Here is a 16138-nt window from a genome sequence, read left to right on the forward strand (position 1 = left end):
CTCAGGAGCCCGGCGGGCGGTCCCGGACCACGCAGGTGAGCCGGGCGGTGCAGGTGCGCCTGCCCTCGTCGTCGGTCAGCACGATCTCCGCGGTGATGGTGCCGCGGCCGACGTGCAGCGGGGTCGCCACCCCGGTCACCTTGCCCGTGCGCACGGCGCGGTGGTGGGTGCAGGACAGCTCCAGCCCCATCGCCGCGCGGCCGGGGCCGGCGTTGAGCGCGGCGACCGTCGAGCCCAGCGCCTCGGCGAGCACGGCGTTCGCGCCGCCGTGCAGCAGCCCGTACGGCTGGAGGTTGCCCTCGACCGGGATCGTGCCGATCACGCGTTCGGCCGTCGCTTCGATGAGCTGCATCCCGACCTTGTCGTTCAGCTGCTGGTCGGCGGCCGCCGGGTCGATGCCGGACAGCCGGTCCACGTCGATGGGGACGGCACCTTCGGTCACGCAACGCTCCTCTTCCTATGCGACACGTAAGAGTGTCGGACCCTCAGCCTAGACTCGGCCCCGTGAGCCCGAGTGAGAAGACGACCGTTGCCAACGCCACAGGAACCACCGCCACCGCGGAGCGGCCGAAGCTGCTGCTGATCGACGGCCATTCGATGGCCTACCGCGCGTTCTTCGCCTTGCCCGCCGAGAACTTCAAGACGAAGACCGGGCAGGTCACCAACGCCGTCTTCGGGTTCACCTCGATGCTCATCAACCTCCTGCGCGACGAAGCGCCGACCCACCTGGCGGTGGCGTTCGACCTCTCGCGCAAGACGTTCCGCTCGGAGACGTACGCGGACTACAAGGCCAACCGCAGCACGACGCCCGACGAGTTCCGCGGCCAGGTCGACCTGGTCAAGGACGTGCTGAACGTGCTCGGCATCCCGTCGCTGACGAAGGAGAACTTCGAAGCCGACGACATCATCGCCACGCTCACGACCCAGGCGACGGCCGACGGCTTCGACGTCCTCATCTGTACGGGCGACCGCGACGCGCTGCAGCTGGTCACCGAGCAGGTCACGGTGCTCTACCCGAAGCGCGGCGTCTCGGAGATGACCCGGTTCACCCCGGACGCCGTCGAGGAGAAGTACGGCCTCACCCCGCGCCAGTACCCGGACTTCGCGGCGCTGCGTGGCGACCCGTCCGACAACCTGCCGAGCATCCCCGGCGTCGGCGAGAAGACGGCCGCGAAGTGGATCCGGCAGTTCGGCTCGCTCGACGACCTGATCGACCGGGTCGACGAGGTGAAGGGCAAGGTCGGCGACGCGCTGCGGGCCCACCTGAGCGCCGTCACCCTGAACCGGCAGCTCACCGAGCTGATCCGCGACGTCGAGCTGGACGTCGCGCCGTCGGGGCTCGAGCTGCGCCCGTGGGACCGCGAGGCGGTGCACGCGCTGTTCGACGAGCTGGAGTTCCGCGTCCTGCGTGATCGCCTGTTCGCGACGCTGCAGAGCGCCGAGCCGGAGGCCGACGAAGGCTTCGAGGTCTCGGGGTCCGCGGTCGCGCCCGGCGCGCTCGGGGCGTGGCTCTCGGCGCACGCGGGGAAGGGCGCGCCGGTGGCGCTGGCCTTCCGCACGGTCGGCGCGTCGGTCCGGTCCGACCTGCGCGCGGTCGCCTTCGCGACGGCGGACGGCGAAGGCGCGTATGTCGACGTGACGGCGATGGACGAGGCGGACGACGCCGCGCTCGCCGCGTGGCTCGCCGACCCGGAGATCCGCAAGACCGGCCACGACCTCAAGGTCCCGCTGCACGCGATCCGCTCCCGCGGCTGGGTGCTGTCCGGGCTGGCCATGGACACCGCGCTGGCCGCGTACCTGGTCCGCCCCGGGCAGCGCACCTTCGAGCTGGACGACCTCGCGCTGCGCTACCTGCACCGCGAGCTGCGGTCCGAGACCGACGGCGGCGACGGCCAGCTGTCCCTGCTCGACGGCGGCGCCGAAGGCCTGGAGCAGAAGGAGATCCAGGAGGAGCTGGTCAAGGCCCGCGCGATCTTCGAGCTGGCCGGCGCGCTCGAGAAGGAGCTGGAGCAGATCGGCGGCGCGAAGCTGCTCGCCGAGCTGGAACTGCCGCTCCTGGAGGTCATCACCGAGGTGGAGATCGCCGGCGTCGCCGTCGACCTCGAGCAGCTGACTTCGCTGGAGGCGCACTACCTTTCGCGCGTCACGCAGGCCGCCGAAGAGGCGTACGCGGTGATCGGCAAGCAGATCAACCTCGGCTCGCCGAAGCAGCTGCAGGTCGTGCTGTTCGACGAGCTCGGCATGCCGAAGACCAAGCGCACCAAGACGGGCTACACCACTGACGCCGAAGCGCTGCAGGGCCTGTTCGAGAAGACCGAGCACCCGTTCCTGCAGCACATGCTGGAGCACCGGGACGCGACGAAGCTGCGCACCACGGTCGAGGGGCTGATCAAGTCCGTCGCCGACGACGGCCGCATCCACACGACGCTGCTGCAGACGATCGCGGCCACCGGGCGGCTGTCGTCGACCGAGCCGAACCTGCAGAACATCCCGGTCCGCACCGAGGAAGGCCGCCGCATCCGCGACGCCTTCGTCGTCGGCGAGGGCTACAGCGAGCTGATGACCGCGGACTACAGCCAGATCGAGATGCGGATCATGGCGCACCTGTCGCAGGACGAGGGCCTCATCGAGGCGTTCAACAGCGGCGAGGACCTGCACACGTTCGTCGCGTCGCGCGCGTTCTCGCTGCCGCCGGAGGAGATCACGCCGGAGCTGCGCTACCGCGTCAAGGCGATGTCGTACGGCCTCGCGTACGGGTTGTCGGCGTACGGGCTTTCGCAGCAGCTGCGGATTTCGACCGAGGACGCCAAGTCGCAGATGGAGGCGTACTTCGCCCGCTTCGGCGGCGTACGCGACTACCTCCACTCCGTGGTCGGCGAAGCGGCGAAGTGCGGGTACACGGAGACGATCTTCGGCCGCCGCCGGTACCTGCCGGACCTCAACAGCGACAACCGCCAGCGCCGCGAGATGGCCGAGCGGATGGCGCTCAACGCCCCGATCCAGGGCAGCGCGGCCGACATCATCAAGGTGGCGATGCTGAACGTCCACCGCGAGCTGGTCGCGGCGAAGCTGAAGAGCCGGATCCTGCTGCAGGTCCACGACGAGCTCGTGCTCGAGGTCGCCGACGGCGAGCGGGAGCAGCTGGAGAAGCTGGTGCGCCACGGCATGGGCTCGGCCTACGACCTGGCGGTGCCGCTGGAGGTTTCGGTCGGCTACGGCCGGTCCTGGAACGAAGCCGCGCACTGAGTTCACGCTGCGCCACGGCCCGGATCACCGGGTCGTGGCGCGGGAGCACCCGGGCGGCCGTCGTGGGGTACCGGTCGCCGGGACGAGGCTGGCGTCCATGGCCACTGACTTCCAGCGACGCAAGATCTCCGGCATCTTCGGGGCGATGGACGCCGACCGCGACGGGCTGTTGACGGAGTCCGATTTCCGGGCGCTCACGTCGAGATGGCTCGCCCTGCGCGGCACGGACACCAGCACACCGGAGGGCGAACGGCTCGCCGCCATCATGATGGGCTGGTGGGGCACCCTCGACGACGCCGCCGGAAACGGCGGCCGGGTCAGCCTCGACGAGGTCCTGCGCGTTGTCGACGAGCTGCCGAAGATGCCCGGCGCCGTCACGGGGACGGCCGACGCGATGTTCGAGGCGGTGGACGAAAACGGCGACGGCGCCATCTCCGCGGCCGAGTACCACCAGATGATCGAAGCCTGGAGCGGCACGGGAACCTCGACGGACGAGGTGTTCGCGCACCTGGACCTCGACGGCGACGGAAGCCTGTCCCGCGAGGAGTTCGCCCGCCACTGGTTCGAGTTCTGGGCGGGCGACGACCCGGCGGCGCCCGGCAGCTGGGTCTTCGGCCGGGTCTGAAAACACTCACGCGGACACCGATCCCGTGGCATTGCGACGAACGGAGGACTCCGTTCGGGTGAGGTATTACCGCTGGGTAGGGAGGTCGCCGCCCCGGCGGGAGCGATCACGGCGTAGGGTCCGCCGAATGGGGTTCGAGCGTGAGCGACGACGCTGGCGAGTCCGGCTGCACGACGAACTCGGCCGGGTGTGCGGCGCGGGCACGGTGCTGGACGAGTACCACGTCCTCACCAGCGCGCACGTCGTCGAAGCCGCCGGGGGACCGCGGTCCGCGCTGAGCGTCGACTTCGTCGGATTGGCCGAGGCGTTGCCCGGCTCGGCGACCGTCGTCGAGGGGTGCTGGGTTCCGTCGGACGGCGGCGGCCGCGGCGATCTCGCCCTGCTGCGCCTGGAGCGCCCCGAATCCCGCGTTTTCCGCGCGCCGCTGCACCGCATGCCGTTGGGGGAGCACCAGCTCGTGCGCGCCTTCGGCTTCCCGCCCGGCTCGGTCGGCCGCTGGACGCACGCGCGCCTCGGCGGCCCCGAGCAGCCCGGCGGGCTGGGTGGCGAGTGGGTCCGGTTGTTCCGCACGGCCGAAGCCGAGCCGCTGGGCCCCGGCTTCGGCGGCACGGCCGTGCTCGACGAGGCGACCGGGCACGTCGTCGGCGTGGTCGTCGGCAAGGACACCGGCACGTGGATGGTGCCGGTCGAGACGATGCTCGGCCACCTGCCCCAGCTGAGCATCTGGACGTCGGGCAGCCCCGCGGTCGACGCGAGTTTCTCCCGCCCCGTCGGCGAAGCCGTCGACGTCTCGTTCGTGCAGCGCGTCGCCGACTGGTTCGCGAAAGCCGAGCCGGGCACGGTCTGGGTGGTCGACACGGGCGAGGCGGGCTCGCCGGTCGCGGCGGCGCTGCGGCTCGGCATCGTCCTCGCCGACCGCGAACGTTCCCTCGGCGTGGCGGGCCTGCCGCCCACGCTGGGTCCGATGCCGCCGGCGGGCAGTGTCGACTTGGCGGTCGACGCGACGGGCCGCACGGCGGACGCGGTCCGTCACCGCATCGCCGACCGGCTCACGACCGGCGTCGCGGGCCGCACCCTGGTGGTCGACGCGATCGACGACTCCGCCGAACCCGACCGGCTCGTCGGCGAGGTCCTGGCCCCGCTGGCGGGCCGCGCGGCCGAGCTCGGCATCCGGCTGCTGCTCGGGTTCCGCGAGGAGTCGTCGCCGGGAGTGGCGGCGGTGCGGGCGAGCACGGTCGGCGCCCGCCCGGCACCGGACGACCTGGCGGGCCGCCTCGAGGTGCTCACCCAGGCCGTGGAGGAGCTGGCCGAGATCGAGGCGTACCAGCTGCGCGTGGCGACGCGGTTCACCGGCGTCGCGATGCTCCCGGCCCGGGCGCACCGCCTGCGTGGCGCGTTGAAGCAGCTCCGGTCGGCGGAGGTCGACGGAGACGCGGAGTGGGTGGAGCGCCACATCGACAGTCACGAGCACGCGGTGGCCCCGGCGGTGGAGGACGGCCGCCGCCAGCGAGCGGTCCTCGACGGTCTGGTGGCCCGCCGCGAGGAGCTGCGAGCCCGCCTGGCGGCGGACAACCAGCTGGCCCGCGAGCACGGCTTGGTGGGCGACCCGGAGCTGGAGCAGGCGTACGTACCGGCGAAGAGGTTGCTGATCGACGGCCCGTGCGAGCTGACGGCGGCGGCCACGGCGGTCGACACGTACGCGGCCGCGGTCCGGGCAAGGCTCGAATACCGCGCCTGAATCGGGGCGCCCCCGCGGTCAGCCGGAAGTCAGCGGCGCCCGAGGCCGCGGATGAGCACCATCACCGCTTCCCGCACCTCGGCCCGCGTGCGCTGCGGCCCGAACACCTGCCAGTCCAGCGCCACCACCAACATCGTCCCGAACAACCCGGCCGCCGCGGTCGGGATCTCGACCCCCTCCGGCAGCCGCCCCGCCTCGTCGAGCCGCGTCAGCTGGGCCTTCACGATCGAGATGATCTCCTCGCGCAGCAAGGAAAGCGTGCCGTGCCACTGGCCGGGCGTCCGCCACAGCTCGCTCACCAGGATCTGCGAAAACCCCGGGTACCGGGCGATGAACTCGAGCGTCGTGTCGACCTGGGCCTCGATCACCTCGAGCGGGTCCGCCTCGGAGACCGCGGACCGTAATCGGACCGCCAGCAGGTCCACGCCGTACCGCAGCAACGCGTCGACCAGGCCGTCCTTCGAGCCGAAGTTGTAGTACACCGTGCCCTTGGCCACGCCCGCCGCCGCCGCGATGTCGTCGACCGTCAGCCCCACCAAGCCGCGGCTCTTCGAGAAGCTCCAGTGTCGCCTCGAAGAGCTTCTGCTTCGTCGCGCCGCTCACAGGCTCAGCTCGGGCTTGAGGGCGGACACCGTCCACACGCGACGCTTCCGGGCCGCCAGCGTCGACACCAGGATCCCGCCCACCAGGTAGGCCAGCAGCACGCCGATGTCGCCGAGGATCTGGACCGTGGCCCCGCTGTAGAACAGGTGGCGGAAGCCGTCGATCGCGTAGCCCATCGGCAGCACCACGTGCAGCGGGTACAGCGCGTCCGGGATCGTCTGCCACGGGAAAGTGCCGCCCGCGCTGACCAGCTGCAGCACCAGCAGCACCAGCCCGAGGAACTTGCCGACCGCGCCGAAGAACGCGTTGAGCGCGTGCACCACCGCCGTGAACGTCAGCGACACCAGCACCGCGAACCCGATCGCGCCCAGCGGGTGCGCGATGTGGATGCCGACCAGCCACGTCACCGCGCCGAACAGCACGATCACCTGCGCGATGCCCAGCAGCGCCGACGACAGCCAGCCGCCCACCGCGACGCGGAACGGGGCCGCGCCCGCGGTCAGCGCGCGCGTCGACAACGGCCGCAGCAGCAGGAACAGCACGAACGCGCCGATCCACGTCGCCAGCGAGATGAAGAACGGCGCGAGCCCGGCGCCGTACGTCCCCGCCGACGCCTCGCCGTTGGCGTTCACCGCCACCGGGTCCGCGATCGTGTTGGCCGTGGCCGAACGCGTCGGGTCGTCCGGGTTCGGGATCTCCTTGAGCCCGGCCGAAAGCCCGTCGCGCAGCTTCACCGCGCCGTCCGCGAGCTGGTTCGTCCCGTTGACCGCGGTCTTCTCGCCGTCGCTGAGCTGGGCCGCTCCGTCGCGTAGCTGCGAGGCACCGTCAGACGCCTGCGCGATGCCGCTCGCCAGCTGCGGGGACGCCGCCGCGAGCTTGGCCGCGCCGCCGGACACCTGGCGCGCGCCGTCGGCCAGCTTCGCGAGGTCGCCGTTGGCCTGCTGGATCTTGCCGTTGGCCTGGTCGACGGGGGAGCGGAGCTGGTCGGCCTTGGCGACGATCGCCTGGACCTGGGCCTCCGGCACGCCCGCGTCGCGCAGGTCCGTGACGAGCTGGGTGCGGTAGCCGTCGAGCTTGCCCTGGATGTCGGACGACGCCGTCGCGGCGAGCGAGGCCGCGTCGGCGACCTTCTGGTTCCCGGCCGCCACCTGCGATGCGCCGTCCGCGAGCTGCTGCGTCTGCGACGGCAGCGAAGCCGTGGCGCTCTTGAGCGTGCCGAGACCGGTCGCCAGCGTCGACGAGCCGTCCGCGAGCTTCGCGGCGCCGTCGGCGAGCTGCTGCTGGCCCGACTTGAGCTGCGTGGCGCCGTCGGCGAGCTGCGACGCGCCCGTCGAGGCCTCCTGGATCTTGGCGTAGATCGTCGAGAACCCGACCAGGAACCGGTCCGCGGCCTCGCTGCCGACCTTCTCCGCGATCGTCTTGCGCACCTGCTCGGCGACCTGCTTGGCGATGGTGCCGGACAGGTAGTTGTTGGCGTCGTTGGTGGTCAGCGTGATCGTCGCCTGCTGCGGCTGGAAGTTGCCGACCGACAGCAGCGCCTGCGAGAACCCGCTCGGGATGCCGATCGCGAACGAGTACTTGGCGTTGCGGACGCCCTCGCGCGCCTCCTGCTCGGACACCTCGTGCCACTGGAAGGTACCGGACTTGACGAGCTCGTCGGTCACCTCGCGGCCGACGTTGCGCTGCTGGCCGCCGGAGTCCTTCGCGCCGGTGTCGGCGGTGTAGACGGCGGCGGGCAGCTTGTCGAGGCGGCCGTACGGGTCGTAGTTCGCGTAGAGGTAGAAGGACGCGTAGAGCAGCGGCACCAGCACGAGCGCGGCCAGCGCGAGCTTCGGCATCGTGCCGGTGGAGAGGCGCCGCAGCTCGTTGCGGGCGATCCGGAAGGCGTTCATTCGGGGACTCCGTCAGTGCTCGCGGGGAGCTCTTCGGTGGGTTCGGGGGCGTGGTGCCGCGGCTCCGGCTGCTCGGCCGCGCCGAGGCGCGCCGGGGTGAAGGGCAGTGCCGAAACGGGTGTCGTCGCGGTCAGCACGACGACGGCGAGGCCGCGTTCGGCCTGTTCGCGCGCCAGGCCGGCCCAGCTGTCGACGTCGCTGGTGTGCCGGTCGGGGGTGTCGAGGACGAGCAGGCGCACCCCCTTGCGTTCCGCGGCCAGCTCGGTGAGCAGCCGCGTGCGCATCGCGGGGGCGAGGTTTTCGAAGCGGGTGCCCGCGAAGGGCGCGGCGTCGTGCTCGGCGAGCCAGCGGGCGACGTCCTCCTTGCCCGCCGGCCGGTGCGCCAAGGCCAGCTCTTCGCCGACGACCACGCGCAGGGCGAGTGCTTCGTCCGGCTCGCTGACCCCGGGCGCGTCGACGACCGCGACGAGCTCGGGCAGCCCGGCGTCGACGCCCTCGGCGTGCACGGTGCCGGTGGTCGGCTTCAGGCGCCCGGCCAGCGCCAGCCCGAAGGCCGTGACGCCGACGCCGGGTTCGCCGTGCACGATCGCCAGGTCGCCCTCGCCGACGGTCAGCGAAGTGGGCGGTAACAAGGTGCCGTGGTGTCCTTCGAGGGACACCCGATCGGCTCGGACCTGCACGTCTGCTCCTGCCATTTTTGAACTGACCAGTCAGTTCAAAAACTAGCCCCCACGGGCCCGCGCGGCAAGATCACCGGACGCACGTCACACCCGTGGGTGACTCACCGGAGCGCCGCGGCCGGGCGCACCTCCCAGCTCGTCCACAGTGGACGATAGCCCTGCCGGTGCCAGAACACCGAGGACAGCGGGTTGGTCGGGTTGTAGTAGAGGTAGCTGCCGGTGGCGCCGCCCCGCTGCAGCTCCCGGTGCACGTGGGCCATCAGCGCCCGGCCGAACCCGCCGCCGCGCTCGCCCGGCGCCGTCACGACGTTGTTCACGTACCCCCAGCGCCCCGGCGGGAGCAGCTCGGCCGCCTCGCTGCCCGGCGTCGCGTCGACCCACGCGCAGTGCGCGAGTGCGCGGATCTCGCCGTCCTCCTCGGCCAGCCAGACCGGTGGCTCGTCCTCGGCCAGCGCCGCGCGCAGGGACGGGGCGAGCAGGTCGGCGGTGTTCGCCCGGCGGGGCGCGGCGACCAGGCCGGTGTAGTCGAACGTCGCGGTGGCCAGCTCCAGCGCCGCGGCGAAGTCGGCGGGCCCGGCGCGGCGGACGGCGGCCGCGGGCCCGGCGGCGGGCGGGGGAGCGGTCCGGATCCCGAGCGCGCCCAGCGGGACCAGGCCGTGGTCGAGGAACGCGCGGATCGCCTCGGCGTCGCGGCTGGGCCAGAAGACCACGCACGCCGAGTCCTCGCCCGTCGGCTCGGTCTCCAGGCGGCCCTTGAGCGCGCGCAGCAGCAGGTCGACGCCCTCGGTGCCGGTGTCGCCGAAGTACGGGAAGAGCTGCCACGTGTCGGCGGCCGACCACAGCAGCGGGACGTCGTCCGGGGCGAACCGGTGCCGCTGCACTACCCCGGTGACGCGGGTGCCGTCCGCGGTCGCCGCGTCCAGCCGCTCGCCCTCGGCGGGCGGCGCGGCGGGCGGCAGCAGCGCGTCGACCTCGGCGAAGCGCGCCCGGTGGGCGGCGAGCAGCGGCTCGGCGATGTCCATGCGTTCCCCTGGTGAGTGCGGTCAGGACCAGGCGGGGCGCCGGATCCACATGGTCCACAGTGGACGATAGCCCTGCCGGTGCCAGAACACCGGCGAAAGCGGGTTCGCCGGGTGGTAGAAGAGGAACGTACCGCGCACGCCCGGCCGGACCAGCTCGCGATGGGCCACGGCCATCAGGGCCCGGCCCACGCCGCCGCCGCGGGCTTCGGGCGCGACCGACAGCGTGTCGACGTAGCCCCAGCGGCCCGGGTGCAGCCTGCCGTGGAGGCTGTCGCCGGGCGCGGGCGAGACCAGCGCGCAGGAGGCCAGGCCGGCGGGCACGCCGTCGTCCTCGGCCAGCCAGATCAGGCCGCTGAACCGCAGGGAGCGGGTGACCTCCGCGCGCAGCAGCGCCCGGGCGCCCGGCCGCGCCACCGCCGTGCCGACCAGCGACGTGTACCGCCACTCCGCCAGCCGCAGCTCGGTCAGGGCCTCGAGGTCGCTTTCTTCGGCGCGGCGGACGCTCACGCGGGCCGGACCCGCGTTCTCCGGCGGCTCCGGTGACCGCACGGCCAGGCAGGTCAGCGGCGCGAACCCGTGCGCCAGCAGCACCGCGGACGCCTCGGCGTCGCGGCTCGGCCAGGCCAGCGAGCAGCCGGAGTCCGCGCCCGACGGCGTCCCGCGCATTCGCTCGCGCCACGCGTCGAGCAGCGCCGCGAGACCCGCCGGGCCGCTGTCGCCGGGCACCGCGGTCAGGTCCCACATCTCCAGCGGCCCCCACAGCGCCGGCCACGACCCCGGCGCGTGCACGACACGGGTCAGCAGCCCGCCCGCCTTCCGGCCACCGGCCGTCACGACCAGCGGCTCGCTCGCCGACGGCGGCGGCGCGATCGGCGGGAGTTGCGGGTCGAGCGCGGCGAACCGCGCGTTCTGCTGGGCTTCGAGGGGGTTCACGAGCGGTGCGTGCGGAAGATCGCGGTGCCGGGGAAGAGCTTGCCGCGCAGCGGGCTCCACTGGCCCCAGACCCGCGTGTGCCCCGCCGGCCACTCCGGCTCGACCAGGTCGGTGAGGGTGAACCCGGCCGCGGCCAGCGCGCGCACGTAGTCGCCGAGGGTGTGGTGGTACTCGACGTAGGTCGCGGTGCCCTCGTCGTCGACCTCGACGTACGGGGTCCGGTCGAAGTAGGGCTGGGTGACGGTGAGCCCGAGCGGGCCGGGGTCGTCCGGGAAGATCCACCGCATCGGGTGGGTCACCGAGAACACCCACGGCGCGCCCGGCCGCAGCACCCGGTGCACCTCGGCGAAGACCGCGTCGACCGACGCTACGAACGGGATCGCGCCGAAGGCCGAGCAGGCCGCGTCGAAGCTGCCCGTCGCCAGCGGCAGGTGCTCGGCGTTCGCCTGGACGAGCGGCACGTCGAGGCCGGTGCGCGCGTTGCCGTCGCGGGCGTGGCGCAGCATCCCGGCCGACAGGTCGGTTGCGACGGCGTCGGCTCCCTCGGCCGCCAGCCAGCGCGAACACGCGGCCTGCCCGCAGCCGACCTCCAGCACGCGCTTGCCGCGCACGTCGCCGAGCAGCCGCGCGTCGGCCTCCCGGACGCCCTCCGGGCACCAGACGAAGTCGGCGTCGCCGAGGAACCCGCCGTGTTCGGCCTGGTAGTCGTCGGCGTCGGCGTCCCACCAGGCGAGGTTCGCGGCGGCCGCTTCGGCGCCCCCGACCTCGCGGTAGGCGACGGCCGCGGTGCCCAGCCGGTGCTCGGCCGCGTCGTGGCGCCCCGGCGCGGGCGGCTCCTCCGGTGGCATGATGGTGGTCTCCGGTCCGCTGCGTGTTTGCTTCCGCGAGGACCTTAGCGATCGAGGGGGACCCTGATTGTGCCCCCTAGCGGCCGCCGCGTACGATAAGTGTTAGCGCAGTGGGTTCGCGCTGCCTTCCGCTCAGCTTCTGGTTGGGACTCGGGTCGCGCACCGTATGCGGGGTCATGCCGCGGTCGTTCACTGGATGGACGTTTGCTCGCAGGGTCGTCGTATGCCGCCCATCGCGCCGACAACTGCCAACCCTCGATTCCCATCCACCGGAGCAACCCGCCTAATGACCACCGACACCGCCACCGCCCCGACCGCCCCCACCGGGCCCCAGCAGGTCGCCATCAACGACATCGGGTCGGAGGAAGACTTCCTCGCGGCGATCGACAAGACGATCAAGTACTTCAACGATGGCGACATCGTCGAAGGCACCATCGTCAAGGTCGACCGCGACGAGGTCCTGCTCGACATCGGCTACAAGACCGAGGGTGTCATCCCCTCGCGTGAGCTCTCCATCAAGCACGATGTCGACCCGGCTGAGGTTGTCACCGTCGGCGATGAGGTCGAAGCCCTGGTTCTCCAGAAGGAGGACAAGGAAGGCCGTCTGATCCTGTCCAAGAAGCGCGCGCAGTACGAGCGCGCCTGGGGCACGATCGAGGAGCTCAAGGAGAAGGACGAGCCCGTCAAGGGCACCGTCATCGAGGTCGTCAAGGGCGGCCTCATCCTGGACATCGGCCTGCGCGGCTTCCTCCCCGCGTCCCTGGTCGAGATGCGCCGCGTGCGCGACCTGCAGCCGTACGTCGGCCGCGAGCTCGAGGCGAAGATCATCGAGCTGGACAAGAACCGCAACAACGTGGTCCTGTCCCGCCGCGCCTACCTCGAGCAGACCCAGTCCGAGGTGCGCAGCGAGTTCCTCAACGCGCTCGCCAAGGGTCAGGTCCGCAAGGGCGTCGTGTCGTCCATCGTCAACTTCGGTGCCTTCGTGGACCTGGGTGGCGTCGACGGCCTGGTGCACGTCTCGGAGCTGTCCTGGAAGCACATCGACCACCCGTCCGAGGTCGTCGAGGTCGGCCAGGAGGTCACGGTCGAGGTCCTGGACGTCGACATGGACCGCGAGCGCGTCTCGCTGTCGCTGAAGGCGACCCAGGAAGACCCGTGGCGCCAGTTCGCCCGCACCCACGCGATCGGCCAGATCGTGCCGGGCAAGGTCACCAAGCTCGTCCCGTTCGGTGCGTTCGTGCGCGTCGAAGAGGGCATCGAGGGCCTGGTCCACATCTCCGAGCTGGCCGAGCGCCACGTGGAGATCCCGGAGCAGGTCGTCCAGGTCAACGGCGACGTCATGGTCAAGGTCATCGACATCGACCTCGAGCGCCGTCGCATCTCGCTGTCGCTGAAGCAGGCGAACGAGGGTGTCACGCCGGACACCGAGTTCGACCCGACCCAGTACGGCATGGCCGCCGAGTACGACGCCGAGGGCAACTACATCTACCCCGAAGGCTTCGACCCGGACACGCAGGAGTGGCAGGAAGGCTTCGACAAGCAGCGTGAGGAGTGGGAGCGCCAGTACGCCGAGGCGCACACTCGTTACGAGGCCCACATGAAGCAGGTCCAGAAGGCCGTCGAGGCCGACGCGGAGGCCGCGGCCGACGCGGCGACCGGCATCGAAGGCGGCGCGGAGAGCTACACCTCGGGTTCGGCCCCGGCCGACACGAAGAGCAGCGGCGGCACCCTCGCCTCCGACGAGCAGCTCGCGGCGCTCCGCGAGAAGCTCTCCGGCGGTGCGTGAGCTTTAGCGCTCTGAAGCTGAACCAGGAGCCCCCGGTCCCCAGTGGACCGGGGGCTCCCGGCTTTCCGGGGTCCGGCCGGGTGGGCTGAAGGGTCCTTTCGTCGCATGTGATGCGAGGAAAGGACCCTTCACCGCGTCAGATGCGATGAACGTCCCCTTCAGCCCACCCGGGCTCAGGGGTTGCGCAGGCCGAGGCCGGTCATCATCGCGCCGACGCCCTGGCGGTACATCTCTTCGTTGGCCTCGTCGGTGGGCGGGATGAACCAGTCCGGCAGCGGCGTCCGCGACGCGAGCATCAGCTCCGCGCCGATCAGGCCGTGCATGGTCGTCCACAGCTGGTACGCCGCGGCGCGGGCGTCCGTCTCCGGCGGGCAGACCCGGGCGACCCGGTCGATGAACAGGCGGAACACCGTCCGCAGCACGGCCGAGCGCAGCGCCGGGTCGGGGTCGAAGCCCGGCACCGGGCGTTCGAACATCAGCGCGTAGCGGGTCGGGCTCTCGCGGGCGAACTCCCGGTACTGGAGTGCCAGGTGCAGCAGGTCGCCGACACCGTCCGAAGTCGACGGCGGCAGGCTCTCCAGCATCTCGCGCAGGGAGTCGAACGTCCGCTCGTACAGCGCGTCGAGCAGGCCCGCGCGGCCGCCGAAGCGGGCGTACACCGAGATCGTGGACGCGCCGGCGGCCTCCGCCACCCCGCGCACGGTCAGGCCCGGGACCCCGCGGTCGAGCAGCACGGTCAAGGCCGCGTCGAGGAACCGCTCGCGGTTTCCCTGTTCGGCGGGGCGGACCGACAGGTGCCTGGTGGCCACGGCGCACCCCCCTTCGCAGCAGAAGATACGATATCCGGCGGCTCTTGGGAATGCGCCGGATGTCCGGATGTGCGGCATTCCCGTCCCGTGGGCGCAGGTCCGAGCACCGCGAGTGCGGGCATCGTCGGAAGCACCGACGAACGAAAGGGCTTTCCGATGACCACCTCCATCGCCGACATCGCCGTTCCCGACACCGCGCTCGCCCGCGAAGCCGCCGAGCTCGTGCGCGACACCGTCGGCCCGCTGCTGTACGACCACTCGTCCCGCGTCTACCTCTTCGGCGCGCTCCAGGGCCGTCGCCGCGGCCTCGAGTTCGACGCCGAGCTGCTCTACGTGGCGGCGTTGTTCCACGACCTCGGGCTCGTCGAGGGCCACCGCACGGACCGCCGGTTCGAGCTCGACGGCGCGGACGAGGCCCGCGCGTTCCTGCTCGGCCACGACGTCGACCCGGAGAAGGCCCGGATCGCCTGGACGGCCATCGCACTCCACACGACACCGGGCATCCCCGAGCACATGGAACCCGAGGTCGCACTGGTCACCGCGGGAGTGGAGTACGACGTGCTGGGCATCGGCTACCACGACCTGCCCGCCGAGGCCCGCGCGGCGATCGTCGCGGCGCACCCGCGCCCGGACTTCAAGCGGCGCATCCTGGCGGCGTTCACCGAAGGCATCCGTGACCGTCCCGACACGACATTCGGGAACGTCAAAGCCGATGTCCTGGCCCGGTTCGTGCCAGGCTTCGTCCGGCAGGACTTCGTCACCACGATCGAGGAATCCCCCTGGGAGGACTGAAGCGGATGGACCACCCCGAGCCCGGCACGGTCATCGTCACCGAAAGCGGCGACGGCAAGTACACGCAGCAGGTGACCACGGCGGCGCACACGCTGAGGGTCGACGAGCCGGCGTCGGTGGGCGGCGACGACACGGGCCCGAACCCGTACGAGCTGCTGCTGGCCGCCCTGGGTTCGTGCACGGCGATCACCCTGCGGATGTACGCGGACCGCAAGGGAATCCCGCTGCGGAAGGCGACGATCCGCCTGCGCCACGACCGCATCCACGCGGAGGACTGCGCCAGCTGCGAGACCGAGCGGGGGATGCTCAGCCGGATCACGCGCGAGATCGAGCTCGAGGGTGAGCTGGACGAGGAGCAGCGGGCGAAGCTGATGCTGATCGCGGACAAGTGCCCGGTGCACCGGACGCTGACCTCGGAGCTGGTGGTCGACACCGTGGAGACGGGCCGCGCGACTCAGCCCTCGTGAGTGTTTAGGGCGGTTAGAACCGCCCTGAACACTCACGAGCGGTCGCGTGGCCTGCGCGGCGCGCGGGCCAGGTGAGTCGGGCGGGCCGGTGGCGAGGCTGCTCGGGCGACTAGGCGGGCCGGGCTGTTGGGCAGGCCGGTCAGGGGGCCAGGCTGGCTGGGCGGGCCGGGCCGGGCGACTTGCCGCGGGCAGCGCAGGGCCGGTAGCTGGTCAGGCGAACAAGCCAGCCCACCCCGCTGCGGGCAGCGGAGCCCTCGCGGGCCGGGTGGCCGATCGGCCGGGCCGGTCAGGTGGGCCGGGCTGGCTGGGCGAGCCGGGCCCAGCGACTTTGCTGCGGGCAGCGCAGGGCGGAAGTTGATCAGGCGAACAAGCCAGCCCACCCCGCTGCAGGCGGCGGAGCCCTCGCGGCTCGCGGGCCGGGCGGGTCAGGCCGCGCGGGCCGTGGCCGGGCGGGCCGTTGTCGTGACCGCCGGGACCCAGATGCGCTCGAGGGCCGCCGCGCGGGCCTTGCGCCTCAGCCCCGCGAAACTGTGCTTGGCCGGGACCAGCAGGGCGCTCAGCCACGTCCGGCGGTAGTCCGCCAGCGCGTCGGCCACCGGGCGATGGAGAACGCAGTGCACCAGCCCCGGCGTGCCGAGCCGGTGCCTCCCGACGTGCTTGCTGTCCGCCATCGTTCCTCCGTGTGGGCGACCCTTTC

Annotated in this window: 14 protein-coding genes and 1 pseudogene; 6 read left to right on the forward strand and 9 right to left on the reverse strand. The window is 72.1% G+C overall.

The features are described from left to right. Position 1 precedes the first annotated feature (1 nt). Positions 2-442 carry a hotdog fold thioesterase gene (locus tag QP939_RS32040; protein WP_285449941.1) on the reverse strand — a complete coding sequence of 147 codons (441 nt, stop codon included), beginning with the start codon at positions 440-442 and terminating at the stop codon, positions 2-4. A gap of 62 nt (positions 443-504) precedes the next feature. Between QP939_RS32040 and polA the strand changes: the two genes are divergently transcribed. The 3 genes from polA (at position 505) to QP939_RS32055 (ending at position 5609) form a co-directional block, all read left to right on the forward strand. Beyond that, positions 505-3246, forward strand: coding sequence for a DNA polymerase I (gene polA / locus QP939_RS32045; RefSeq protein ID WP_285449942.1), 2742 nt, complete (start codon positions 505-507; stop codon positions 3244-3246). A 97-nt stretch (positions 3247-3343) separates the two neighbouring features. Beyond that, entirely contained in the window at positions 3344-3871 is a 528-nt protein-coding gene (locus QP939_RS32050; RefSeq protein ID WP_285449943.1) for an EF-hand domain-containing protein, read from the forward strand. 127 nt (positions 3872-3998) lie between these two features. Beyond that, complete coding sequence (locus QP939_RS32055) at positions 3999-5609, forward strand: trypsin-like peptidase domain-containing protein (protein ID WP_285449945.1); 1611 nt, start codon at positions 3999-4001, stop codon at positions 5607-5609. Positions 5610-5638: 29 nt separating this feature from the next. Here the strand turns inward: QP939_RS32055 and QP939_RS32060 are convergent. The 6 genes and pseudogenes from QP939_RS32060 to QP939_RS32085 form a co-directional block, all read right to left on the reverse strand. Beyond that, positions 5639-6212, reverse strand: a pseudogene (locus QP939_RS32060) (TetR/AcrR family transcriptional regulator). Beyond that, the gene (locus QP939_RS32065; RefSeq protein ID WP_285449946.1) at positions 6209-8104 is read right to left on the reverse strand and encodes a YhgE/Pip family protein; all 1896 of its coding nucleotides are present in this window, start codon (positions 8102-8104) and stop codon (positions 6209-6211) included. The pseudogene QP939_RS32060 and the gene QP939_RS32065 overlap by 4 nt, the downstream one beginning before the upstream one ends. Beyond that, the gene (locus tag QP939_RS32070; protein WP_285449947.1) at positions 8101-8784 is read right to left on the reverse strand and encodes an ABC transporter ATP-binding protein; all 684 of its coding nucleotides are present in this window, start codon (positions 8782-8784) and stop codon (positions 8101-8103) included. Before QP939_RS32070 ends, QP939_RS32065 begins: the two co-directional genes overlap by 4 nt. A gap of 101 nt (positions 8785-8885) precedes the next feature. Beyond that, positions 8886-9806, reverse strand: a complete 921-nt coding sequence (locus QP939_RS32075) for a GNAT family N-acetyltransferase (RefSeq protein ID WP_285449948.1) — start codon at positions 9804-9806, stop codon at positions 8886-8888. A gap of 21 nt (positions 9807-9827) precedes the next feature. Then, positions 9828-10739, reverse strand: coding sequence for a GNAT family N-acetyltransferase (locus QP939_RS32080; RefSeq protein WP_285449949.1), 912 nt, complete (start codon positions 10737-10739; stop codon positions 9828-9830). Next, entirely contained in the window at positions 10736-11587 is an 852-nt protein-coding gene (locus tag QP939_RS32085) for a class I SAM-dependent methyltransferase (RefSeq protein WP_285449950.1), read from the reverse strand. The genes QP939_RS32080 and QP939_RS32085 overlap by 4 nt, the downstream gene beginning before the upstream one ends. A gap of 286 nt (positions 11588-11873) precedes the next feature. Between QP939_RS32085 and rpsA the strand changes: the two genes are divergently transcribed. Next, entirely contained in the window at positions 11874-13373 is a 1500-nt protein-coding gene (gene rpsA / locus QP939_RS32090) for a 30S ribosomal protein S1 (protein ID WP_086860859.1), read from the forward strand. A 173-nt stretch (positions 13374-13546) separates the two neighbouring features. Here the strand turns inward: rpsA and QP939_RS32095 are convergent, their stop codons facing one another. Further along, positions 13547-14182, reverse strand: a complete 636-nt coding sequence (locus QP939_RS32095) for a TetR/AcrR family transcriptional regulator (protein ID WP_285449951.1) — start codon at positions 14180-14182, stop codon at positions 13547-13549. Between the two features lie 156 nt (positions 14183-14338). Here QP939_RS32095 and QP939_RS32100 point away from each other — a divergent pair, with 156 nt between their 5' ends. Together QP939_RS32100 and QP939_RS32105 are read left to right on the forward strand one after the other, a co-directional pair. Beyond that, on the forward strand, positions 14339-14974 hold the full coding sequence (locus tag QP939_RS32100; RefSeq protein WP_285449952.1) for an HD domain-containing protein: 636 nt from the start codon (positions 14339-14341) through the stop codon (positions 14972-14974). Positions 14975-14979: 5 nt separating this feature from the next. Further along, on the forward strand, positions 14980-15441 hold the full coding sequence (locus tag QP939_RS32105) for an OsmC family protein (RefSeq protein ID WP_285449953.1): 462 nt from the start codon (positions 14980-14982) through the stop codon (positions 15439-15441). A gap of 425 nt (positions 15442-15866) precedes the next feature. On the opposite strand, the gene QP939_RS32110 is transcribed toward QP939_RS32105, so the two are convergent. Further along, positions 15867-16112: a hypothetical protein gene (locus QP939_RS32110; RefSeq protein ID WP_285449954.1), complete on the reverse strand. Its 246-nt coding sequence runs from the start codon at positions 16110-16112 to the stop codon at positions 15867-15869. Positions 16113-16138 lie beyond the last annotated feature (26 nt).

The organism is Amycolatopsis nalaikhensis (genome assembly GCF_030264295.1).
GTDB classification, from domain to species: domain Bacteria; phylum Actinomycetota; class Actinomycetes; order Mycobacteriales; family Pseudonocardiaceae; genus Amycolatopsis; species Amycolatopsis nalaikhensis.

Coding starts and splice junctions, on each gene's coding strand:
- QP939_RS32050 (WP_285449943.1), top strand. CDS start 3,344: ATGGCCACTGACTTCCAGCGACGCAAGATCTCCGGCATCTTCGGGGCG.
- QP939_RS32055 (WP_285449945.1), top strand. CDS start 3,999: ATGGGGTTCGAGCGTGAGCGACGACGCTGGCGAGTCCGGCTGCACGAC.
- QP939_RS32065 (WP_285449946.1), bottom strand. CDS start 8,104: ATGAACGCCTTCCGGATCGCCCGCAACGAGCTGCGGCGCCTCTCCACC.
- QP939_RS32075 (WP_285449948.1), bottom strand. CDS start 9,806: ATGGACATCGCCGAGCCGCTGCTCGCCGCCCACCGGGCGCGCTTCGCC.
- QP939_RS32085 (WP_285449950.1), bottom strand. CDS start 11,587: ATGCCACCGGAGGAGCCGCCCGCGCCGGGGCGCCACGACGCGGCCGAG.
- rpsA (WP_086860859.1), top strand. CDS start 11,874: ATGACCACCGACACCGCCACCGCCCCGACCGCCCCCACCGGGCCCCAG.
- QP939_RS32100 (WP_285449952.1), top strand. CDS start 14,339: ATGACCACCTCCATCGCCGACATCGCCGTTCCCGACACCGCGCTCGCC.
- QP939_RS32105 (WP_285449953.1), top strand. CDS start 14,980: ATGGACCACCCCGAGCCCGGCACGGTCATCGTCACCGAAAGCGGCGAC.
- QP939_RS32110 (WP_285449954.1), bottom strand. CDS start 16,112: ATGGCGGACAGCAAGCACGTCGGGAGGCACCGGCTCGGCACGCCGGGG.